This window comes from Streptomyces sp. NPDC090045 (genome assembly GCF_044747975.1).
In the GTDB taxonomy this organism is placed as follows: Bacteria; Actinomycetota; Actinomycetes; order Streptomycetales; family Streptomycetaceae; genus Streptomyces.
Genome location: NZ_JBIVFA010000015.1, coordinates 126,063 through 147,001, shown reverse-complemented (window position 1 = coordinate 147,001; position 20,939 = coordinate 126,063). Strand labels below are relative to the sequence as shown.

At 72.0% G+C, this 20,939-nt stretch carries 18 protein-coding genes; 9 read left to right on the top strand and 9 right to left on the bottom strand.

The features are described from left to right. Positions 1-41: 41 nt before the first annotated feature. The 5 genes from ACIPYQ_RS32510 (at position 42) to ACIPYQ_RS32490 (ending at position 6,189) form a co-directional block, all read left to right on the top strand. Positions 42-938: an aminoglycoside phosphotransferase family protein gene (locus ACIPYQ_RS32510; RefSeq protein ID WP_401257769.1), complete on the top strand. Its 897-nt coding sequence runs from the start codon at positions 42-44 to the stop codon at positions 936-938. A gap of 1,312 nt (positions 939-2,250) precedes the next feature. Further along, a complete protein-coding gene (locus tag ACIPYQ_RS32505) occupies positions 2,251-2,733 on the top strand; it encodes a LuxR C-terminal-related transcriptional regulator (protein ID WP_401257676.1) in 483 nt (160 codons plus the stop codon). A gap of 114 nt (positions 2,734-2,847) precedes the next feature. Continuing rightward, the gene (locus ACIPYQ_RS32500) at positions 2,848-3,267 is read left to right on the top strand and encodes a helix-turn-helix domain-containing protein (RefSeq protein ID WP_401257674.1); all 420 of its coding nucleotides are present in this window, start codon (positions 2,848-2,850) and stop codon (positions 3,265-3,267) included. A 10-nt stretch (positions 3,268-3,277) separates the two neighbouring features. Further along, a complete protein-coding gene (locus ACIPYQ_RS32495; protein ID WP_030711955.1) occupies positions 3,278-3,691 on the top strand; it encodes a VOC family protein in 414 nt (137 codons plus the stop codon). A 95-nt stretch (positions 3,692-3,786) separates the two neighbouring features. Then, positions 3,787-6,189: an ATP-binding cassette domain-containing protein gene (locus tag ACIPYQ_RS32490; protein ID WP_401257672.1), complete on the top strand. Its 2,403-nt coding sequence runs from the start codon at positions 3,787-3,789 to the stop codon at positions 6,187-6,189. Positions 6,190-6,285: 96 nt separating this feature from the next. Here the strand turns inward: ACIPYQ_RS32490 and ACIPYQ_RS32485 are convergent, their stop codons facing one another. The 5 genes from ACIPYQ_RS32485 to ACIPYQ_RS32465 all read right to left on the bottom strand — a co-directional run bounded on the left by ACIPYQ_RS32485 (position 6,286) and on the right by ACIPYQ_RS32465 (position 10,429). Continuing rightward, positions 6,286-7,470 (bottom strand): cytochrome P450, encoded by a 1,185-nt coding sequence (locus tag ACIPYQ_RS32485; protein WP_361755912.1) that lies wholly within the window; start codon positions 7,468-7,470, stop codon positions 6,286-6,288. After that, positions 7,460-8,200 carry a tRNA-dependent cyclodipeptide synthase gene (locus ACIPYQ_RS32480; RefSeq protein ID WP_361755909.1) on the bottom strand — a complete coding sequence of 247 codons (741 nt, stop codon included), beginning with the start codon at positions 8,198-8,200 and terminating at the stop codon, positions 7,460-7,462. Before ACIPYQ_RS32480 ends, ACIPYQ_RS32485 begins: the two co-directional genes overlap by 11 nt. A gap of 265 nt (positions 8,201-8,465) precedes the next feature. Continuing rightward, a complete protein-coding gene (locus tag ACIPYQ_RS32475) occupies positions 8,466-8,738 on the bottom strand; it encodes a hypothetical protein (protein WP_401257669.1) in 273 nt (90 codons plus the stop codon). Between the two features lie 176 nt (positions 8,739-8,914). Continuing rightward, positions 8,915-9,787, bottom strand: coding sequence for a PhzF family phenazine biosynthesis protein (locus ACIPYQ_RS32470; protein ID WP_401257668.1), 873 nt, complete (start codon positions 9,785-9,787; stop codon positions 8,915-8,917). A gap of 15 nt (positions 9,788-9,802) precedes the next feature. Further along, complete coding sequence (locus tag ACIPYQ_RS32465; protein WP_401257666.1) at positions 9,803-10,429, bottom strand: hypothetical protein; 627 nt, start codon at positions 10,427-10,429, stop codon at positions 9,803-9,805. A gap of 79 nt (positions 10,430-10,508) precedes the next feature. On the opposite strand from ACIPYQ_RS32465, the gene ACIPYQ_RS32460 reads away from it, so the two are divergent. Beyond that, entirely contained in the window at positions 10,509-11,477 is a 969-nt protein-coding gene (locus ACIPYQ_RS32460) for a TAXI family TRAP transporter solute-binding subunit (protein ID WP_401257664.1), read from the top strand. A gap of 9 nt (positions 11,478-11,486) precedes the next feature. Here the strand turns inward: ACIPYQ_RS32460 and ACIPYQ_RS32455 are convergent, their stop codons facing one another. From ACIPYQ_RS32455 to ACIPYQ_RS32445, 3 genes are read right to left on the bottom strand one after another with little or no spacing between them, the layout of a single operon-like run. Next, positions 11,487-12,962, bottom strand: a complete 1,476-nt coding sequence (locus ACIPYQ_RS32455) for an ATP-binding protein (protein ID WP_401257662.1) — start codon at positions 12,960-12,962, stop codon at positions 11,487-11,489. Then, a complete protein-coding gene (locus ACIPYQ_RS32450; RefSeq protein ID WP_401257660.1) occupies positions 12,959-13,690 on the bottom strand; it encodes a response regulator transcription factor in 732 nt (243 codons plus the stop codon). Before ACIPYQ_RS32450 ends, ACIPYQ_RS32455 begins: the two co-directional genes overlap by 4 nt. A 34-nt stretch (positions 13,691-13,724) precedes the next feature. Next, positions 13,725-15,110, bottom strand: coding sequence for an MFS transporter (locus ACIPYQ_RS32445; protein ID WP_401257768.1), 1,386 nt, complete (start codon positions 15,108-15,110; stop codon positions 13,725-13,727). A gap of 312 nt (positions 15,111-15,422) precedes the next feature. Between ACIPYQ_RS32445 and ACIPYQ_RS32440 the strand changes: the two genes are divergently transcribed. Both ACIPYQ_RS32440 and ACIPYQ_RS32435 read left to right on the top strand, forming a co-directional pair. Then, on the top strand, positions 15,423-16,769 hold the full coding sequence (locus ACIPYQ_RS32440) for a phytase (RefSeq protein ID WP_401257658.1): 1,347 nt from the start codon (positions 15,423-15,425) through the stop codon (positions 16,767-16,769). A 103-nt stretch (positions 16,770-16,872) separates the two neighbouring features. Further along, the gene (locus ACIPYQ_RS32435; protein WP_401257656.1) at positions 16,873-17,733 is read left to right on the top strand and encodes a PaaX family transcriptional regulator C-terminal domain-containing protein; all 861 of its coding nucleotides are present in this window, start codon (positions 16,873-16,875) and stop codon (positions 17,731-17,733) included. A gap of 87 nt (positions 17,734-17,820) precedes the next feature. Here ACIPYQ_RS32435 and ACIPYQ_RS32430 read toward each other — a convergent pair whose 3' ends face one another. Next, entirely contained in the window at positions 17,821-19,458 is a 1,638-nt protein-coding gene (locus ACIPYQ_RS32430; protein ID WP_401257654.1) for a carboxylesterase/lipase family protein, read from the bottom strand. Positions 19,459-19,762: 304 nt separating this feature from the next. Between ACIPYQ_RS32430 and ACIPYQ_RS32425 the strand changes: the two genes are divergently transcribed. Beyond that, the gene (locus ACIPYQ_RS32425) at positions 19,763-20,938 is read left to right on the top strand and encodes an ABC transporter substrate-binding protein (protein ID WP_401257652.1); all 1,176 of its coding nucleotides are present in this window, start codon (positions 19,763-19,765) and stop codon (positions 20,936-20,938) included. Position 20,939: the final 1 nt, after the last annotated feature.

The window sequence follows — 20,939 nt, the reverse complement described above, 5'->3', positions numbered from 1 at the left end:
CGGCCCACCAGGGTCGGATGGCGGACGTGAGCACAGGACAGATGCACCCCGGTCAGCACCCCGTCGACGACGACCTCGTACGGCGGCTGGTCGCCCGGCAGTTCCCGCAGTGGGCGGGGATGCCGGTGGAGAGGTACCCCTCCGGCGGCACGGTCAACGCGATGTACCGGCTGGGTGCGGACATGGTCGTACGGCTGCCCCTGCTCGAGGGCGGAGCCGATGACGTCCCCACGGAACGGGAGTGGCTGCCGCGCCTCGCATCCCGGCTGCCCACGGCCGTTCCCGAGGTGCTCGGGGCCGGGGAGCCCGCCGAGGGGTATCCGTGGCGGTGGTCGGTGTACCGGTGGCTGGCGGGCGAGAACCCGGAGGCGGGCGCGCTGGGCGAACCGGCTGCGCTGGCCCGCGACCTGGCCGGATTCGTGACGGCGATGCGGAGCATCACCCTGCCGGGGGCGCCGCGGGCCTACCGCGGCGGGCCGGTCGCCTCGCTCGACGGGGCCACCCGGTCGGCGATCGAGGAACTGCGCGGGATCCCGCAGGAGGGCGTCGACTGCGATGCGGCGGCCGCCGTATGGGAGGACGCGCTGCGGGCCCCGGACTGGGACGGGCCGCCGGTGTGGCTGCACGCCGATCTGACGCCGGGCAACCTCCTCGTGCGCGGTGGCAGGCTGAGCTCGGTGATCGACTTCGGGTGCACGGGGGTGGGGGACCCGGCGTGCGATCTGTTCCCGGCGTGGAACCTGCTGCCGGCCGATGCGCGGAAGGTCTTCCGTGAGGGGCTCGGCGTGGACGGCGCGACCTGGAGGCGGGGCCGGGGCCGGACGCTCTCGCAGGCGCTGATCGCCCTGCCGTACTACCGGACGACCAACCCGGCGATGGCGCGCAACGCCCGGCACGTGATCCGGGAGGTCCTGGCCGAAGGGCCGGGCGCGGGCTGAGGCCGGCGGCCGCCGCCCGCGGTCCCCGGATCCGGTCCGGGAGTTCACCGGGAACTTCACGGTGCTGCCTGCCTTTCCCGTCGGATCCTCCGGGCGATTCCTCGATGAGTCGGGTCGGTTCAGTCCCAGATCACGGCATTACCTCAATTCTGTTTTCCGGAATGACCCGGGCTTCCGGGCTGGTGAACAGCCTTCCGCCCGGCCGGGGCCGGTGAAAGGGAGGACGGGTGGGAGCAAGTACTCCGGAGAGCTTGGTGTCACCACTTGGAACCGGCCAATTGCCGTGCCCGCACGGCAATTGGCCGAGACCCGCCTGTGGATTCCGCCCGGGCTGATGCATCCTGGTGGCCGTCCGGACCGTAGGCGCCCTATACGGGGGGTAGGCATGGTCGTGATCGTTCGCGCTCCGGAGCCCGCTGCCGGAGCGGCGACCGCGGCGCCACCGTCTCGCCCGAAGTCCGCGCGGCACTGCGCCTCCCGTCGCTCGGCCTGGACGGGGCCGAGGGGGCGGCCTTCGGCGGCTTCCACGACCAGGCCCACCGCATCCGCGAGTTCAAGGCGATGACGGGGCTCACCCCGTCCCGGTTCGCGGCCCGCCCCGGCGGCCTGCCGCCCGGCTCGGCGCTGGACCGGGTGCCGGGCCGGGTGACCAGCCTGCTGCTCCCTGACACGGCCTGAACTCCGATTCCCACGAGACCGCCGCCGCTGTCTCCCCCCCCATGCTGCTGTACGCCTGGAAAAGACGTTGATGACGTGGGTAGGAGCACCGCGATGCTGTCCGCACTGGGACTCGACACATCGACCGAGGCCGTCTACATGCTGCTGGCCGCCCGCCCCGAGGGCTGGGGCGTCGGGCAGATGGCCGAGCGGCTCGGACTTGAGGAACAGCACGTGCGGGACGCGCTGGACAGACTTGCCGAGCTCTCCCTGCTGCGCAGGTCGGCGGACCGGCCCGGAGGGTGGCGCGCGATCCACCCCGAACTGGGGCTGCAGCTGCTGCTCCGCCGCCAGCAGGACGAACTGGAGCAGCGCCGACGGGAACTGGACGAGACCCACGTCGCGGTCACCCGCATGATCGCCGACATCGCCGACATCGCCGACATCGCCGAGCCCGGAAGCGGGATCGCGGGCGAAGGCGAGGGTGAGGAGACGGACAGCGAGCGCCTCATCGGCATGGACGCTATCCAGAGCCGGCTGGAGCAGATCGCCGACAAGGCCACCACCTCGGTCTGCACGTTCATGCCGGGCGGCGGACACTCCACGGCGTCCATCGAGGCGGCCCGGCACAACGACGCCCAGATCCTGCTCCGCGGTGGAGGTCCGGACGGTCTGCCTGGACAGCGTCCGCAACAGCGCTCCGACGCTGGAGTACGCGCGCTGGCTGACCGAGTCCGGGGGCGAGGTGCGCACGGTTCCCAGCCTCCCCCTTCGGATGATCCTCATCGACGGTGCCAGCGCGCTGGTCCCACTGGACCCGTCGGACACCCGCCGCGGCGCCGTCCTCCTCCACGCGGCCGGGGCCATGACCGCGCTGGCGACGCTCTTCGAGCAGGTGTGGGCGGTCGCCCTGCCGCTCGGCGCACGGCAGGCCCGGGACGAGGACACCGGGCTCACCCCGCAGGAACGGGAACTGCTCACCCTGCTGGCCAACGGGCTCACCGACGAGACGGCCGCCGGGCGGCTGGGGGTGTCCCTGAGCACCGTCCGCCGCAGCATGGCATCGATCATGGAACGGCTCGGTGCCCGCAGCCGCTTCGAGGCCGGGCTGCGGGCGGCGCAGGCCGGCTGGCTGTGAGTTGATCTTGAACCGGTACCGGGCGGCCCGGCTCCCGAACGCTCGCTCGCAGCCGCCCGACCGAGTTCGCACAGGCGGCCGACACCCCGGCCCCGCTCGTGCGATGCTGGGTCCATGACCCTGGAGGACCTGGTACGCCTGCGTCGCGCGCGGGACACGATGGACCGCGACTACGCCCAGCCGCTCGACGTCCCGGCGCTGGCCAATGTCGCCCTCATGTCGCCCGGGCACTTCTCCCGCAGCTTCCGCGCCGCCTTCGGGGAGACCCCGTACAGCTACCTCATGACCCGCCGCGTCGAGCGTGCGAAGGCACTGCTCAGGCGGGGCGACCTCAGCGTCACGGAGGTCTGCTTCGAGGTCGGATGCACCTCGCTCGGGTCGTTCAGCTCGCGCTTCACCGAGCTCGTCGGCGAGAGCCCGAGCGCGTACCGGGCCCGCAGCCACGAGGCCGGCGCGGCGATCCCGGCGTGCATCGCGAAAATCCATACGCGACCGATCAGAAACGGAGAAGCGGAATCGGCCGCCGCCTCGTAGCGTCGGAGGCATGACCATCAAGCTCTCGCAGTGCTTCATCGCAGTCGACGACCACGACAAGGCGCTCGCGTTCTACCGCGACGTCCTCGGCATGGAGGTGCGCAACGACGTCGGGTTCGAGGGGATGCGCTGGGTGACCGTCGGCTCACCCGAGCAGCCCGATGTGGAGATCGTCCTCGAACCCCCGCTCGCCAACCCCAACGCCTCCCCGACCGACAAGCAGCAGATGGCGGAGCTGCTCGCCAAAGGCATGCTGCGCGGGGTGATCTTCTCCACCGACGACGTCGACGCGACCTTCGAGCGCATCCAGGCAGCCGGCGGGGAGGTGTTGCAGGAGCCGATCGACCAGCCGTACGGCGTCCGCGACTGCGCCTTCCGCGACCCGGCCGGCAACATGCTCCGCTTCAACCAGCCGAAGCGGTAGAGCCGGCCCGCAACAGAGTCCGTACCAGCAGAGTCCGTACCAGCGAAACCGACGGGGACCGCGCACGCGGTCCCCGCCCGAACGACGGAGACACGATGAGCAAGGCCACGGGGACGGGGACGGGGGCGCGGTCGTCCGCGCCGCACGGTGCCGACAGCCACGACGTGATCCGCGTGCACGGCGCGCGCGAGAACAACCTCAAGGACGTCAGCATCGAGATCCCGAAGCGCCGGCTGACGGTGTTCACCGGGGTCTCCGGCTCGGGCAAGAGCTCGCTCGTGTTCAACACGATCGCCGCGGAGTCCCAGCGGCTGATCAACGAGACGTACAGCAGCTTCGTCCAGGGCTTCATGCCGACGCTCGCCCGCCCCGAGGTCGACGTCCTCGACGGCCTGACGACCGTGATCACCGTCGACCAGCAGCGGATGGGCGCCGATCCCCGCTCCACGGTCGGCACCGCCACCGATGCCAACGCCATGCTGCGCATCCTCTTCAGCCGGCTCGGGAAGCCGTACATCGGCCCGCCCAGCGCGTACTCCTTCAACACCGCCACGGTCCGGGCGAGCGGGGGGATCACCGTCGAACGCGGCGCCGCGAAGACCAAGACGGTGAAGGCGACCTACAACCGCACCGGCGGCATGTGCACGCACTGCGAGGGCCGCGGCAAGGTCTCGGACATCGACCTCACCCAGCTCTACGACGACTCCAAGTCCATCGCCGAGGGCGCGTTCACCATCCCCGGCTGGAAGTCGGACAACGTGTGGACCGTCGGGATCTACGCCGAGTCGGGATTCCTCGACCCGAACAAAGCGATCCGCCGGTACACCAAGAAGGAGATGCAGGACTTCCTGTACCGCGAGCCGACCAAGGTGAAGGTCAACGGCGTCAACCTCACCTACGAGGGGCTGATCCCCAAGATCCAGAAGTCCTTCCTGTCCAAGGACAAGGAGGCGATGCAGCCGCACATCCGGGCGTTCGTGGAGCGGGCGGTCACCTTCACCACCTGCCCCGAGTGCGACGGCACCCGGCTCAGCGAGGGGGCCCGGTCGTCCAAGATCAAGCGGATCAGCATCGCCGACGCCTGCGCGATGGAGATCAGGGACCTCGCCGAATGGGTCCGCGGCCTCAAGGAGCCCTCGGTGGCACCGCTGCTGGCGGCCCTGCAGCAGTCCCTCGACTCCTTCGTGGAGATCGGCCTCGGCTACCTCGCCCTCGATCGGCCCGCGGGATCGCTGTCGGGGGGCGAGGCGCAGCGCGTCAAGATGATCCGCCACCTCGGCTCCGCGCTCACCGACGTCACCTACGTCTTCGACGAGCCGACGATCGGCCTGCACCCCCATGACATCCAGCGGATGAACGACCTGTTGCTGCGGCTGCGCGACAAGGGCAACACGGTCCTCGTGGTGGAGCACAAGCCCGAGGCGATCGCGATCGCCGACCACGTCGTCGACCTCGGCCCCGGCGCCGGGACGGCGGGCGGCACCGTCTGCTTCGAGGGCACCGTCGAGGGCCTGCGGGCCGGCGACACGATCACCGGCCGCCACCTCGACGACCGGGCCGCCCTCAAGGAGACGGTGCGCGAGCCCTCCGGCGCGCTGGAGATCCGCGGCGCGACGGCGAACAACCTGCGGGACGTCGACGTCGACATCCCGCTCGGGGCCCTGGTCGTCATCACGGGGGTCGCCGGTTCCGGCAAGAGCTCCCTCGTCCACGGGTCGATTCCGGCACGCGAGCAGGTGGTGTCGGTCGACCAGACGCCGATCCGCGGCTCCCGGCGCAGCAACCCGGCGACCTACACCGGCCTGCTCGACCCGATCCGCAAGGCGTTCGCCAAGGTCAACGGCGTGAAGCCGGCGCTGTTCAGCGCCAACTCCGAGGGCGCCTGCCCCACTTGCAACGGCGCCGGGGTCATCTACACCGACCTGGCGATGATGGCGGGCGTCGCCACCCCCTGCGAGGACTGCGAGGGGAAGCGGTTCCAGGCGGAGGTGCTGGAGTACCGGCTCGGCGGCCGCGACATCAGCGAGGTCCTCGCGATGTCCGTCGACGAGGCCGAGGAGTTCTTCGGCGCCGGCGAGGCGCACACGCCGGCCGCGCACAAGATCCTCGACCGGCTCGCCGACGTGGGCCTCGGGTACCTCACCCTCGGCCAGCCGCTCACCACGCTGTCCGGCGGCGAGCGGCAGCGGCTCAAGCTGGCCACCCACATGTCGGAGAAGGGCGGCGTCTACGTCCTCGACGAGCCGACGACCGGCCTCCACCTCGCCGACGTGGAGCACCTGCTCGGCCTGCTCGACCGGCTCGTCGACTCGGGCAAGTCGGTGATCGTGATCGAACACCACCAGGCGGTCATGGCCCACGCCGACTGGATCATCGACCTCGGCCCCGGCGCCGGTCACGACGGCGGCAAGGTCGTATTCGAGGGAACTCCCGCCGACCTCGTGGCCAAGCGCTCCACGCTCACCGGCGAGCACCTCGCGGCCTACGTCGGGGCCTGACACCTGCCACGGCGTCGCGGGCGAACCGCCACGGGGACTGCCCCGGCCGGATGTTCCGGCCGGGGCAGTCGTCGTACGCGCGCACGCGCCCGGTGGTTACCAGAACACGGGCAGGCGCTCCGGAAGGCGCTTCATGAAGCGGGTCCGCCAGACCAACTGGTCGACGGGGACGGCGAGCTGGAGGTTGGGCATCTTCTCCAGCAGGACCTGGATGGCGATCTCGGTGTGCCGCTTGCCGAGGGCGGTGGCGGGGCAGTAGTGCTGCCCGCCCCCGAAGGAGAGGTGCGTGCCGGCGTTGGCCCGGTCGATGTCGACGACGTGCGGGTCCGGGTACACGGCCGGGTCGGTGTTGGCGGCCTCGACCAGGACGAGCATCAGCTCGCCCTTCTTCACCTCGACGTCGCCGAGGGTGACGTCCTCCAGGGCGAGGCGGGGCAGCCCGTCGGCGATGGAGAGGTTGATGCGCAGGAGTTCGTCCACGGCGGCGGGGATCTTCTCCGGCGCCTCGCGCAACTGCTCCCACACCTCGGGGTGCTGGATGAGGGAGACGAGCGCCATCGTCAGGAAGCCCATGGTGGAGATGACACCGGCACCGAACAGCGTCACGCCGACCGTGGCCAGCATCTCGTCCGTCAGGTGGGCGTAGTCCGGGTCCTCGCGCAGGGCGGCGAGTTCGGACATGAGCCCGGTGGTGGCCGGGTCGTCCAGGCGCTCGACCATGTAGGCCATGTCCCGGTCCCAGTTGAGCTTGGCACCGGTGACCGGGCACGCCGAGTTCATGAAGGCGATGTCGAGGCTGGCGGCCAGGCGCGGGGCGTCGGACTCCGGAATGCCGAGGATGCGGCAGTGGAGGCGCTCGGCGTACGGGTTGGCGAACTGGCCGCGCAGGTCCACCGGAGCACCGTAGGCCAGCAGGCTGTCGACGAGGGCATCGGCCTCGGCGCGCATCCAGTCGACGAGGCCGTCGGTCTTGGGGTTGATCGCCTTGAGCACGGCCTTGCGCAGGCCGGCTCCGGTGATGTTGCCCATGTTGTTGACGACCTCGGGCGGGATCGTCAGGGCGTACTGGCGGGGCACGCCGGGAGCCGACGTGTCCTTCAGGCTGAACCGGGGGTCTTCCAGGACCAGCTTGCACAGTTCATAGGAGGAGACGAGCCAGGCTTCGTCGCCGGCTATCGTGCGGACCCGCTTCACGGGCTCGCTGCGGAGCGCCTCGATCTCACGGGGGAGTTGGTCGCCGCGCGCGGAGAACGGGAAGTCGAGCAGGGTGTCAGTGGGCATCGGGGTGTCCTTCGGCGGGCGTGATGATGGCGTGTCCCTGGTTGCGCGAGGCGCGCAGCCCCGAACCGCGGGAGTAGAGAAGTTCCGCCATCGGCAGGAGCTGGTGATAGCAGTTGAGCGAAGACGGCACGCCGAGGATGGCCGGCGTGTCGAGGAAGAGGGGCGCCTCGGCACAGACGTACTCGAGGCACACCTCGCGCTGCCGCGTGGTGGCGGACTTCCCGTCGAGAACCTTGGAGGAGAGGAACGAGTCGACCAGGGAGTTGCAGGTCGTGCGGAACTCCGGGTCGTTGTCGAGCAGGTTGTTCAGGTGGCTGTGCAGGGCGCGGTAGGCCGGGATGTCGGTGAGGGAGGACATCGGCCGGGCGCGCAGGCGGGTGCCGGTGGGGTCGGCTTCCGCGGCGGCGTTGTTCACCTTGGCGCGAACGCCCCGCAGATTCTTGACCGCCTTGCGTCGGGCCTCGTCCTCGCCGTAGCCGAGGGCCTCGTACATCTCTGCTACGTGCAGGTCGGTGTAAATGAGGTCGACCTGCTCGAAGTTGCGCATCCCCCATTGGGCGAGGTCGAGAACGCGCTGGGCGGAGAAATAGCTGTTCCCCGGGGAGATGCCTATGACGGCATGGTCGCCTTCGGTGCTAATCACCTGGCAGTGCGGGGTGTACGGCCGGACTGTGAAGACTTCGGTCGCTGTCGTCAACAGGTGTCGGGTCCTTTGCGCCGCAAGTCCCATGGGGCCCTGTGCCCCGGGTGTGGCGGCGACGTGATGGAAGGTACCGCAACTCTGTGCGACGTTCCATCACTTCCTGTTGGTAACTCACCTGTCGGACAACACAGTTGTCTTGGGCATCTTTTAAGTGGACCGCGAGTGGGTAAGAGTTGGTGCCGATTTCGCGCTGAGTTGGCGAATTACAGGGTGCCGATGTGGCCGGGGACGGGGCCGCCCGGACGGCGATCGGCCCCTGTCCTCGGGCTTCGTGGACGCGTCGCCCCGTCGGTCAGAAGGTTTCGGTCCAGTCGATGAGCGGCATGGTCTCGAAGGCCGAGACGGACGTGGCCGCGGTCTCCCCGTTGTGGGAGCCGACCGTGTTGTCGCGGCCGGCGTTGAAGATGTCGTCCTGGGCCGACTGGACGATGGTGCTGCCGACGACGAACACGTACGTCGGGCCCGAGTCGGCGGCCGCGGGCGCGGCGGCGGCGAACAGGCCGAGCATGGTGCCGGCGGCGAGGACGGCCAGGGCGCGGGAGGTGGTACGGACGGTTCGCTTCACGGCGATGCCTTTCGCAGATTCGGAACGTACACCTCCGGAAGGTAGGAGCCCCGCCCCGCCAGGGAGGGCCGACACACGGCGGTCGCCCTGAATGGCCCACGCCGACGTACTCTTCCCGCCAGGCGGATGATCATGGGGGGACGCGGTGGGGAAGGGGCCGTACGCCGTACGGGAGCTCACTGCGGCGGCAGTTCGCGCAGTCGGCCCTCCGCGACGAAGGCGACGCCGCCCCCGACGCGCACGGAGCGGACGTCCTCGCCGTGACCGCCGGCCATGACGGTCATCTCACTGGGGCGGCCGGTGAACCGGCCCTGGCGCAGAACGGCCGGCTCGTCGGCGCCGATGCGGCCGTGGCGGCGCAGGTAGGCGGCGACGCAGCCGGCCCCGCTGCCGGTGGCCACGTCTTCGAGGACCCCGTCGTTGGTCCAGTGCCGCCCCTCCAGGGCCGCGGCGTCCAGGAGGTAGGCGAACCGGGCGCCGATGCGCGCCAGGGGCCCGTCGAGGGGTGCGGTGACGCGGGCGCGGGCCAGCGCGTCGCCGCGGACGGGGAGCACCAGGTAGCGCAGGCCCGTGGACACGACCTCCGGCGGCAGACCGGGGTCCAGGTCCTCCGGTGCGAGCGCGAACAGGGCGGCGAGGCCGTGCGGGTCGGGGCGGCCGAGGAAGGCGGCGGCGCCCTGGTCGAGGAGGCTCGCGTACCGGCCCGGACCGCGGCGCTCGGTGGTGACCTCCACGGTCCTGGCCGGCAGCCGCAGGGTCCAGGTTTCGTGGTCGGCGGCGCCGTGGAGGGCGTGCAGCACGGCGGCGGCGCCGATGAGCGGGTGACCGGCGAAGTCCAGTTCCCCGGTGAGGTCGAAGACACGGGCCCGGGCCCGCTGCGGGTGCGCGGGCGAGCCGTCGCGCAGCAGGAAGACGGACTCGAAGTGGCGCAGTTCGCGGGTGACGGCCTGCATCTGTCCGCCGGTCAGTGCATCCGCCTCGGGGAACACCGCGAGGCTGTTGCCGCTGTAGGGGTGGCCGGTGAAGACGTCGACGTGGTGGTAGCGCACGGGGGCCGCGGGCCGTCAGTGGGCGAAGGGCGGTTCGAAGCAGCCGCTCTCCATGTAGGGGCCGTTCGTCTTCACCTGGTAGTTGGTCTTCTGCACGAACGCCGTCACACAGGCGTCGTCGTGGACCCGCAGCCCGACGCGGGTGCCCTCGGGCGTGACGTAGTGGTCGGTCTGGAAGCGCGGCTCCATCTCCCGCACGCCGAGCGTCCCGCCGAGCCGCTCTCCCTTCGGCCCGGTCTTCTCCTCCTCGTATCCGAGCGGCCGCAAGGCCGACCGCACGCTCTCGGGGTCCCACTTCCCCTCCTCCCAGAGCCGCTTGAGCACCGGCTCGATCCGGTCGGCCTCCCTCCGGGCGTCCTTCGCACTGGCGGGGGACATCTCGCCGGAGCGGCGGTGGGCGTTGTTGTCCCCGTAGTGCGGGGCGCCGTCGCCGGCCCCGGGCTCCACGTAGGGGGAGGCGCCGGCGGCCGTGGGGCTCGCACCGAGGGTCGCAGCCGGGCTCGCGGTCGGGAGCGCGTCCGGGGCGGCGGGCGCCGCGTCCGTGCCGCGGCGCTCGCCGCAGGCGGTCAGGGACAGGACGGCGCCCAGGAGGAGAGCGGCCGCGGCGGAGCAACGGCGCGGCTCGCGTATCGAAATGACCATGAGAGGACTCTGCCATGCCGGGCCGCGAAGCAGCCCTTCGCCACCACGGCGGTACCCGGACAGGGCCTACTCTTGGCCGGTGACCAGTGCAGAGCCCAGCCGCCGACGGGTGATGGCGGGCGGGCTCGGCGCCCTCGTCGGCGCGCTGGCCGGATGCGCGGGCGAGGCCGGACCGGTACGCCGGCTGCGGCTCGCGACGGGGCCGGAAGGCGGACCGTACAATGCCTTCGGGAAGGCCCTCGCCCAGGCCGTCGCCGCGAGCGGCCGGCCGCTCGAGATCGTGCCCGTCGGCACCGCGGCGAGCGTGGACAACCTGAGCCGGCTGGACGAGGGCTCCGTGGAACTGGCACTGGCCATGGCGGACGTGGCCGAGGACGCGGTACTCGGGCGCGAGTCCTTCTCCCGGCCGGCCGCGGTGACGGCACTGGCCCGGGTGTACGTGAACTACACGCACCTCCTCGTCCCGGCGGACGGGCCGGTGCGCACGGTCCAGGACCTCGCAGGGCGTCCGGTCGCGGCCGGCGCGGAGGGCTCGGGCGTGCAGGTGGTGGCGGAACGGGTCCTGCGCGCGGCCGGGCTGAGCGAGGGCCCCGCGCCGGCCCGCGCACGGCGACTGGGCCTGGCCGCCTCGGTCGGGGCGCTGCGCGAGGGCGCGGTCGACGCGCTGTTCTGGTCCGGGGGCGTGCCCACACCGGCATTGTCGGCACTGGCGCGCGAGCTGCCGCTGCGCTTCCTGCCCCTCGACGGTTACGTGGGCGCGCTGCGGGAGCGGTACGCCCCCGCCTACTCGGCGGTCACCCTGCCGGCCGGGGTGTACGGGCTCGCGGAGCCGGTCGCGACCATCGGGGTCGGCAACTACCTCCTCGCCCGCGCGGACGTGGGGGAGGGTGCCGCGCGCGATCTGCTCCACGTCGTGTTCGAACAATGGCGCGACCTGCTTCGCGAGGTCACGGCGGGGGCGCGGCTGGAGCCACGGTTCGCCATCTCGACCGGGGAGGTGCCGCTCCACCCGGGGGCGGTCGCCTACTACCGGTCGGTGTACGGCTAGGCCGGGCCGTCACGGGGGCGGGAGGCGGAGTTGGACGATCAGGCCGTGCGGCACGTTGCCGCGGAGGTCCAGTCCGCCGCCGCTGCCGCGGGCGAGTTCGTCCGCGATGGCCAGTCCCAGGCCGCTGCCGCGCACGTTCTGGTGCTCGGGGGAGCGCGCGAAACGCCTGAGCAGCAGAGCCAGTTGGTCCTCCGGCGCGCCCGGGCCGTCGTCGGTGATGCGGACCACCGCGCTCCCGTCGGCCGCGCGCGCGGCGAACACCTCGACCCGGCCGTCACGCGGCACGAACTTGACGGCGTTGTCGAGGAGCGCGTCCAGGATCCGGCCCGCCGCGTCGGGCAGGGCCCGTGCCCGCAGCTCCTCCGGCAGGCCGGCGGCCGTCAGGCGCAGCCCCGCGGCGCGGAAGACCGGGGTCCAGGCCGTCACCCGGTCCCGTACCGCCTGTGCCACGTCCTGATCGCTCGGCTCCGCCGTGCCGGACTCCACCCGTGCCAGGGACAGCAGGCCGTCGAGGAGCTCTTCCAGGCGCTCCGCCTCGTCCAGGGCGCGGGTGTGCTCGGTGAGGCCGGGACCGGGAGCGATGTGCGGCTCCACGTTCTCCAGCTGCAGCACCAGGGTGGCCAGCGGGTTGCGCAGCTGGTGGGAGGCGTCGGCGACGAAGTCGCGCTGGCGGCCGATGGAGTCGGCCATGGCCTCCGCCATGGTGTTGAAGTGCAGCCGCAGATGCCGCAGTTCTGGCGGCCCGGTGTCGGAGACGGCCCGCGCCTGGAGGCTGCCGGCCGTCAACCGTTCCACCGCCCGGTCCAGATCGAGGAGCGGGCGCATCAGCCAGCGCGCGATCCCCGCCGCGACCAGGGCCGCCGCCGCGAATGCGGCGACCGCTCCGGCGGCGATGAGCGACCAGCGGACCGCCACGTCCCGGCGGGCGGCGTCGGTGGGGACGGCCAGCAGGACCGCCCCGCTGACCCGCTCGTCCCGGCCCACCGGTTCGGCGAGCACGACGGTCCTCGGACCCCAGGGACGCAGGGTGGGCAGCCGGTCGGTGGAGCGGCCGGTGAGGGCGCGGCGACGCGCCTCCGCCGCCGCGGAAGGGGCTTTCGGGGTGGCGCCGGTGCCGGTGCCGGTGCCGGTGCCCGTACCGGTGGCGGCGTCGCCCGTGTCCGTTCCGGCATCGGCGGCCGGGTCCGTGGCCGCCTGCGACGCGGGTCCCGATCCGGCCCGCGCGATGGTCTCTCCCGCCGTGTCGACCACCACCCCGGCTCCGTACAGCTCGGCGTAGCGGACGATCTCGGCCGAGAGCTCCGCCCGGTCGGCGGCGGTGCGCATCCGGTCGGCGAGATCGGCGAACCGCACGGCCTCCGAACGCCGTTGCAGCAGCAGGTGCTCGGTGCGGCCGCGCGCGTAGGCGTCGGCCAGGGGGACGCAGAGCAGCAGGGCCGCGGCCCCCATCAGCACCATCAGCACGGCGAGGAGCCTGCGCCTCATCGCGCGCCGTCCCCGTCCCCGTCCGTGGGTGCGGTGGGGGAGCCGAGCTGGTAGCCGAAGCCGCGGACCGTGCGCACCAGGTGGGAGCGGCCGGTCTTGGCGCGGATCCCGGCCACGTGCACGTCCAGGGAGCGGGAGGCGGCGAGGAAGGCGTCCCCCCAGATCCGGTCCAGGATCGCCTCGCGGGAATGCACCTCGTCCGGGCGGGCGGCGAGGAAGGCGAGGACGTCGAACTCGCGCCGGGTCAGCCGTACTTCGGCGCCCGCCACGGTGACGGTACGGCCCGCCAGGTCCACCTCGACGTCCCCGGTGCGGACCGGCCCGCCACCGGCGCCGGTGGTGTCGGCGGGGTGGCCGCCCGCCCGGCCGGAGTGGCTGTCCGTCCGCCGGCGCACCGTGTCGATACGGGCCATCAGCTCGGCCATCCGGAACGGCTTGACGACGTAGTCGTCGGCGCCCGCCCGCAGCCCCTGCACGATGTCGCGCTCCTCGCAGCGCGCGGTGACCACGATCAGGGGCGCGTCGCAGACGGTCCGCAGCCGCCGCAGCAGTTCGAGCCCGTCGAGGTCGGGAAGGCCAAGGTCCAGCAGTACGAACTCGGCCTCGTGCACGTGCCGCAGGGCGTCCAGGGCCCGGCCCACCCGGCGCACCGTGTGCCCGCGCTGGGCGAGAGCGGTGCCGAGGGCCCGGGCCATCCGGTCGTCGTCCTCGACGAGAAGCGCGTGCATAGACAGTTCCCTCGCGACCTGTGACCGGGTCGGCTCAGCTTACGGGAGCCGAGGCCGGACGCCCCAGGGCTCCATCGGCACCGGCACCCGCACGGGCACCGGAGTCGGCCTCCGCCTCGGCGCGGCTGAGCGCGGTGTTGCGGGTGTCCGGCATCAGGACGTACGTCACGAGGGAGACCAGGGCGCACCCGGAGACGTACCAGAAGAACATCTTCTCGTGGCCGCTGTTCTTGAACCACAGCGCCACGTACTCCGCCGTGCCGCCGAAGAGCGCGTTGGCGATCGCGTACGGCAGCGCCACGCCCAGGGCGCGCACGCGGGTCGGGAACAGCTCCGCCTTCACCGCCGCGTTGATCGACGTGTAGCCGGTGATGACGACCAGGGCCAGCAGGGACAGGCCCAGCGCGGACCAGTACGAGGACGCCGACCCGAGGGCGGTCATGATCGGGTACGTGCCGACGGTGCAGCCCACCGCGAAGGTGATCAGCAGCGGACGGCGGCCGATCCGGTCGGACAGCATCCCGGCGAAGGGCTGCAGCACGGCGAAGAGGGTCAGCGCCGTGAAGCTGACCAGGGTGGCGGTCGTCTTCGGCATGCCCGCACTGCCGACCAGGTACTTGGTGAGGTAGGTGGTGTAGGTGTAGTAGGCCACGGTGCCGCCGAGGGTGAGCGCCATGACGAGGCCGGCCTGCCGCCGGTAGAGCCACAGGGCCTTCAGCGTGCCGCGCGTGCTGTCGTCGTGGGCGTCCTCGCCCGACGACTCCTCCTTGAACGCGTCGGTCTCCTGGAGCCGGCGCCGCAGCCAGAAGACGACCACCGCGAACAACGCCCCGAGGACGAAGGGGATCCGCCACCCCCAGCTCTCCAACTGGGCGGTGGTGAGGGTGTGCTGCATCGTGATCAGGATGCCCAGGCCGAGCAGCTGGCCGCACGTCATCGACACGTACTGGAAGGAGGAGCCGAGGCCGCGCCGGTTGCGGGCCGACGCCTCGGTCAGGTAGGTGGCGCTGGCCGCGTACTCGCCGCCGATGCTCATCCCCTGGAGCAGGCGGGCGAGCAGCAGCACCAGCGCGCCGAAGTAGCCGGCCTGGCCGTAGGTCGGGGCCACGGCGATCAGCAGGGCGGCCACCGACATCATGGTGACGGTGAGGGTGAGGGCGCTCTTGCGGCCGTGCCGGTCGGCGGCGCGGCCGAGGATCCACCCGCCGACGGGGCGCATCAGGAAGCCGACGGCGAAGATGCCCGCCGTGTTCATCAGCTGCGTGGTCGGATTGTCGCCGGGGAAGAAGGAGTCGGCGAAGTAGATCGCGAAGCTGGCGTAGACGAACCAGTCGTACCACTCGACCAGGTTGCCGAGTGATCCGCCGATCAGGGCGAGGCGGCGCTTCTTGCGCTCGTCCCCGGGAGGTGAAGCGGGCATGACGGCGGACGCGGACATGGCGGCTCCTGACGGAAGTCCCCGAGGGGAGAGGGAGAAATGCCCCGGTGGCGGGGAAGTGTCCCGAGCATGCGTCGGCCGTTGTACCCGGACAAGCTCCGGCACGCAGATCTAACGTTCCGCTAAGAAAGCCGCTCGGCTGGAGGGATTTCACAGCTCGGTCATGTGCACGTCATGTCCGCTCCATGGCGGCCACCCGCGGGTGGACCACGGTGGGGGCGCCGGCCCGGGACCACCCCCAGGGGATCGAACCGCGGCCAGGCCCCCCACCCCATACGATGAGCAGGAGGCAGGATGAGCGTGATCAGGAGAAGGCGGACGCCGGTCGTGGCAGTGGCGACCCTCGTGGCCCTGGGAGTGGTCGCCGGGCCGGCGCACGCCCGCGGTGACCACGGCGCGCCGTCGTCGCTGCCGCAGGTGCAGGCCTCCCTGGAGACGCCCTCCCTCTTCGACGACGAGGCCGGCGGCAACGCGAACGCCGACGACCCCGCGATCTGGCGCAACGCGAAGGACCCGGACCGCAGCCTGGTCATCGCCACCGCCAAGGAGGGCGGCCTGCGCGTGTACGACCTCGACGGGCGCCAGGTGCAGTCCCTGCCGGCCCCGCCGCCGCCGCCGAGGGACGGCGACGCGCCCGGCCGCTTCAACAACGTCGACCTGATCACCGGCCTCCGCTTCCCCGGCGGCGCCCGCCACGACGTGGCCGTCGTCTCCGACCGGGGCCGCGACCAGCTGCGCGTCTACCGGATCGACCCCCGCCGGCCCGCCGCCCCCCTGGTCGACGTCACCGACGAGTCGGCGGCCCCGCAGGTCTTCTCCGCCGATCAGGACGAGGTCAACGACCAGCGGACCGTCTACGGCCTGGCCGCGTACACCGACCGCCGCAGCGGCCGTTCCTTCGCGGTCACCAGCCGGCGCCACGCCACCGCCCTCGCGCTCGCCGAACTCGTGCCCAACGCCCAGGGGAAGGTCGGCTACCGCACGGTCCGCACCACCTCGCTGCCCTCCACCTTCACCCTGCCCGACGGGAAGGCGTGGACCCCGTGCGGCGAACCGGGCGAACTCCCGCAGGTCGAGGGCATGGTCATCGATCCCGACACCGGCGACCTCTACGCGGGACAGGAGGACGTCGGCATCTGGAAGCTCGACGCCGACCTGCGTTCGCCCGCCCGGCTGATCGAGAAGGTCCGTTCCTTCGGAGTGCCCGGCACCTGGAACCCCGACACCGAGGAATGCGACGCGGGCGCGGACCCCGGCTTCGGCGGCCGGCACATCTCCGCCGACGTGGAGGGACTGACCATCTGGCGCGACCCGGAGCACCCCGGGCACGGCGGCTACCTGCTCGCCTCCAGCCAGGGCGACGACACCTTCGCCGTCTTCGAGCGGGAGCGCGGCAACGCGTACGTCCGCAGCTTCCGCATCGCGGCGGGCACCAGGCCCGGAGCGCCCGACGGGTCGCAGGAGTGCGACGGCGCCGCCGTCACCAGTGCACCCCTGGGCAAGAAGTTCCCGAACGGCCTGCTGGTCGTCCAGGACGGCGCCAACACCCCCGTGACGACCGGTCCCGACGGGGAGGCCCGCACCGACACCGACTTCAAGTACGTGGACCTGGGCCGCCTCGAACGCGCCGCGCGCCTCTGACCCGGACCTGCCCGGGCCCGGCCCGCCCGGGCCCGGCGGGACTGGACGGCGCCGCGTTCGCGCGGCTCGGTAGGATCGCGACCGCATACGACGGAAGGCGATCATGGCGGACAGTCCCCTCAGGCCCAGCTCGTTGATCAACACGGTCTACGGGGCGTTCCTGCGACGCCTCGGAGGCTGGATCTCCGTAGCCGACCTGGTCACCCTGATGTCCGAACTGGACGTCGACGGCCCGGCCGCGCGCTCGGCCATCTCCCGGCTCAAGAAGAAGGGCGTCCTAGAACCGGAGCGCCGCGGCGCCACCGGGTACCGGCTCAGCCCGGCCGCCCAACCCGTCTTCGACGAGGGCGACCGGCGCATCTTCGGCAGCCTGGAACCGGCGAAGCTGAGCGACGGCTGGGCGATGGCCGTCTTCTCCGTCCCGGAGTCCGAGCGCTCCTACCGCTACCAGCTGCGCACCCGGCTGACCTGGCTCGGCTTCGGCAACATCGCCCCCGGCGTGTGGCTGGCGCCCGGCCGCCTCCTCGGCGACGCCCGCGACATGCTCGTCCGCCGCGGGCTCAGCGACTACGTGCACCTGTTCGCCGCCGACTACGCCGCCTTCAGCCGGCTGCCCGAGACCGTCAGCTCCTGGTGGGACTTCCCGGCGATCGAGGAGCAGTACGCGGGCTTCACCGAGGCCTACGGACCCCTCGCGGCGCAGCTGACCGGGCAGCGCGACATCGACGGCGCCGAGGCCTTCCGCGCCTACGTCCCGATGCTCACCCAGTGGCGCCGCCTGCCGTACCTCGACCCGGGCCTGCCCGCCGAACTGCTCCCCGCCGACTGGAACGCGGTCGCCGCACGGCAGATCTTCCAGCAGCTGAACGAGGTGCTCGCCGCGCCCGGCCTGCGCCACGTACAGGAGGTCACGGGCCTGGCGGAGGAGCCGCCGGGGTCCGGGTCCGGACCCGACACCCCCTAGGCCAGGCGGTCTTCGGGCGCCACCGGGGCGTGCGGCCTCCCGGCCGGGTCCTGCTCCGGGAGGGCCGCATGCCCGGGCTCGTGCCGCTCAGCGCCCCGTCGGCTGGTGCAGGCGCCGCCAGTACCCGGCGAGGTCGTCGACGGCCGAGGTGACCGAGTCCAGCCGCATCGTGGTGCGGGAACCGCGTTCGTAGCGCGCCCAGTTCGGCATGGGGCCGGGGTTGGGGTCGCCGGTGCGGATGAAGGAGATCCAGGACGCGTGCATGCTCGAGGCCAGGCCGTCACGGACCCGGGGGTCCAGCCCCGCCAGGAACGGCGCCTGCGACCACTTGTCGAAGTTGTTGAACGCGAACGGCAGCTCCAGGCAGTGCGCCGACCGCAGTTGGCCGTCGTAGGCGGGCGTCGGGAGGTCGAACTGGTACGCCCAGACCGGCCGCCCGCGGGCCGCCCGCCGTTCCGCCAGCGAGACGGCCGGCATGCGGCACAGGTCGTCGCCGATCAGGTCCATGAGCACGTCGAGCGGGCGGGCGCCCGGCCGGGCCTCCTCGTACGCGGTGTAGGCCTCGCCCGCCCGCGCTCCGAAGGTGTTCCGCATCCTCGCGAGCACCTGGTCCTTCGTCGCGCCGGCGTATTCCGGGTTGAGCGCGAAGGCGAGGTTGGCCTCCTCCCGGGTCCATCCGATGAGGACGTCGATGTCCGCCCCGGGGCCGCTGAGCAGCAGGTCGGCCGGGTTGCGGTCCAGCGTCACCTCGTCGATCACCGGCAGATAGGGCGTCGACCAGTACCCCCACTGCTTGGTGTGGCCGAGCATCGCGAAGGTGGCGTCGACCAGTTGGCGCCAGGGCACGGCCCGCAGCGCGGCCACGTCCGGCACTCCGACGATCTTGAGATAGGCGGCGCTGCGCTGCAGCGACTCCGCGCGGGTGGGGATCTGCAGCCCGAGCGGCGGGCTCTGCAGGATGGCCCGCCGGAACAGCGGGCGGCCGGCGGGCCGGGCGCCGGCGAGCGCCGCCACCGAGAAGGCGCCGCCGGACTGTCCCGCGAGCGTGATGTTGTCCGGGTCCCCGCCGAACCGGGCGATGTTGTCCCGGACCCAGCGCAGCGCGGCGAGCTGGTCGGTGAACCAGAAGTTCCCGCCTGCGCCGTCCTCGCCGAAGTAGAGGTATCCCAGCGGGCCCAGGCGGTAGTTGAGGGTCACGGCGACGATGTCACCGTTGCGTGCGAAGGTCTCGCCGGAGTAGTTGGGCAGTGAACCGGAACCCGAGATGAAGCCGCCGCCGTGGATCCAGACCAGCACGGGGCGCTTGCCGGCATCGGCCGCGGGGGTCCAGACGTTGAGCGTGAGGCAGTCCTCGCTGAACGGGGGCGCGCCGTGGTTGCCGATCGGCCCGACGGCCCCTTCCTGATAGGGCTGGGGTGCGCTCGGGCCGAAGGCGGTCACCTCGCGCGTCCCCTGCCATCCGGGGTGCGGCTGGGCGGGCCGCCATCTGAGGGCGCCGACCGGGGGCGCCGCGTAGGGCACGCCCTTGAACACGGCGAGCACTCCCTCGATGACTCCGCGCAGCCGGCCCGCAGGCAGGTCCACGACGGGCGAGGGCTCGTTCGCCCGGGGTGCGGCCTGCGCCGGCGAAGCGCCCGGGAGGCCCGGAAGGCCGGTGAGGAATGCGGCGCCGGCCAACACCCCGCTGTTCTTGAGGACTTTGCGCCGCGATGGATCGTCGGTCATGGTGCTTCACTCCCTGACGGATCGGGGGCCCCGCTGCCGTAACGGCATAGCGTGAAATTGACGAGGGTCAGTGCTACGGCATACGAGCGACCCGGGTCAAGGGGCGGAGCGCGCTCGCCGCGCATATCTCGTGAACTATTGACGAGCGTCGTCAATACGCGATAGACACGTGTCACCTCGACCCCGCGCTCCTCTCCCGGACCCCGTCGGGCACCCCCACTCCGCACCCGTTCCGCACCACCATTCCGCACCCCATCGGCACCATCCGGTCCGCCAGGGCCGGGTCACAACGTACGGAGTCCCCATGGCAGGTCGGTTTCGCCCCGTAGGTCTGATCACCGCAGTCACCGGCCTCTTGCTGGCCACGGCATGCGGTGGCGCCAGCCTCGGCAACGGCGACGGCAGCAAGCAGAGCGGGCCCGTGAAGATCGGACTCCTGGTCCCGCAGTCCGGGACCTACAAGGCGCTCGGCGACGACATGAAGCAGGGCTTCGAGCTCTACGTCGCACAGCACGGCGGCAGGCTCGGCGGCCGAGAGGTGCAGATCGTGGTCGCCGACGAGGGGGAGACCGCCGACTCCGGCAAGGCGGCGGCCGAGAAGCTGGTCAAGCAGGACCGGGTGCTGGCGGTCAGCGGGGTGGTCAGCTCGGCCACCATCAACGGGGTCAAGGACCTCTTCGAGACCAGCAAGGTCCCGCTCGTCGGCTCCAACGCCTCACCCACGACCCTGACCGGGACGAAGTACGTCTGGCGCACCTCCTACGTCAACGACGAGCCGGGCAAGGCCCTGGGCCGGCACGTCGCCGAGAAGGCCGGCGGCCCGGTCTTCCTCATCGCCGCGGGCTACCAGGCGGGCAAGGACGAGATCGAGGGCTTCAAGTCCACCTTCCTCCCCGCGGGCGGCAAGATCGCGGGCGAGGAGGTCTACACCCCGTTCCCGGCCACCAAGAACTTCCAGCCCTACCTCGCCCAGATCGAGAACTCCGGCGCCAAGGCCGTCTTCTGCTTCTACGCCGGCGGCGCGGCCGTCGACTTCGTCAAGCAGTACCGCGACTTCGGACTCGCCGGCAAGATCCCGCTCTACGCGCCCGGCTTCCTCACCGAGGGCGGCGTACTGAAGGGGCAGGGAGAGGCGGCCACCGGCATCCTCACCGCGCTCAACTACAGCGCCGACCTGGACAACGCCGCCAACAAGCAGTTCGCACCCGCCTACCGCACCGCCTACGGCGCCGACCCGACCACCTACGCGATGGCCTCCTGGGACGCGGCGCAGGTCCTCGACAAGGCGATCGGGGCGGCCGGCGCCTCCGTCACCCCGGAGACGGTCAACGCCGCCATCGCCACGGTGGGGGACATCGACAGCCCGCGCGGCACCTGGCGGTTCAACGGCGGCGGCACGCCCGTACAGCCCTGGTACCTGCGGGAGGTCCGGCAGGGAGCCAACACCGTCGCCGGCGACCTCGGCCGGCTGGGCGGCTGAG

Excerpts from the sequence above, each read along its gene's own strand:
- ACIPYQ_RS32510 (WP_401257769.1), top strand. The coding sequence starts at position 42 with ATGCACCCCGGTCAGCACCCCGTCGACGACGACCTCGTACGGCGGCTG.
- ACIPYQ_RS32485 (WP_361755912.1), bottom strand. The coding sequence starts at position 7,470 with ATGCCCACTGACACCCTGCTCGACTTCCCGTTCTCCGCGCGCGGCGAC.
- ACIPYQ_RS32490 (WP_401257672.1), top strand. The coding sequence starts at position 3,787 with ATGAGCAAGGCCACGGGGACGGGGACGGGGGCGCGGTCGTCCGCGCCG.
- ACIPYQ_RS32495 (WP_030711955.1), top strand. The coding sequence starts at position 3,278 with ATGACCATCAAGCTCTCGCAGTGCTTCATCGCAGTCGACGACCACGAC.
- ACIPYQ_RS32465 (WP_401257666.1), bottom strand. The coding sequence starts at position 10,429 with ATGGTCATTTCGATACGCGAGCCGCGCCGTTGCTCCGCCGCGGCCGCT.
- ACIPYQ_RS32445 (WP_401257768.1), bottom strand. The coding sequence starts at position 15,110 with ATGCCCGCTTCACCTCCCGGGGACGAGCGCAAGAAGCGCCGCCTCGCC.
- ACIPYQ_RS32430 (WP_401257654.1), bottom strand. The coding sequence starts at position 19,458 with ATGACCGACGATCCATCGCGGCGCAAAGTCCTCAAGAACAGCGGGGTG.
- ACIPYQ_RS32435 (WP_401257656.1), top strand. The coding sequence starts at position 16,873 with ATGGCGGACAGTCCCCTCAGGCCCAGCTCGTTGATCAACACGGTCTAC.
- ACIPYQ_RS32455 (WP_401257662.1), bottom strand. The coding sequence starts at position 12,962 with ATGAGGCGCAGGCTCCTCGCCGTGCTGATGGTGCTGATGGGGGCCGCG.
- ACIPYQ_RS32500 (WP_401257674.1), top strand. The coding sequence starts at position 2,848 with ATGACCCTGGAGGACCTGGTACGCCTGCGTCGCGCGCGGGACACGATG.
- ACIPYQ_RS32480 (WP_361755909.1), bottom strand. The coding sequence starts at position 8,200 with ATGGGACTTGCGGCGCAAAGGACCCGACACCTGTTGACGACAGCGACC.
- ACIPYQ_RS32425 (WP_401257652.1), top strand. The coding sequence starts at position 19,763 with ATGGCAGGTCGGTTTCGCCCCGTAGGTCTGATCACCGCAGTCACCGGC.
- ACIPYQ_RS32450 (WP_401257660.1), bottom strand. The coding sequence starts at position 13,690 with ATGCACGCGCTTCTCGTCGAGGACGACGACCGGATGGCCCGGGCCCTC.
- ACIPYQ_RS32440 (WP_401257658.1), top strand. The coding sequence starts at position 15,423 with ATGAGCGTGATCAGGAGAAGGCGGACGCCGGTCGTGGCAGTGGCGACC.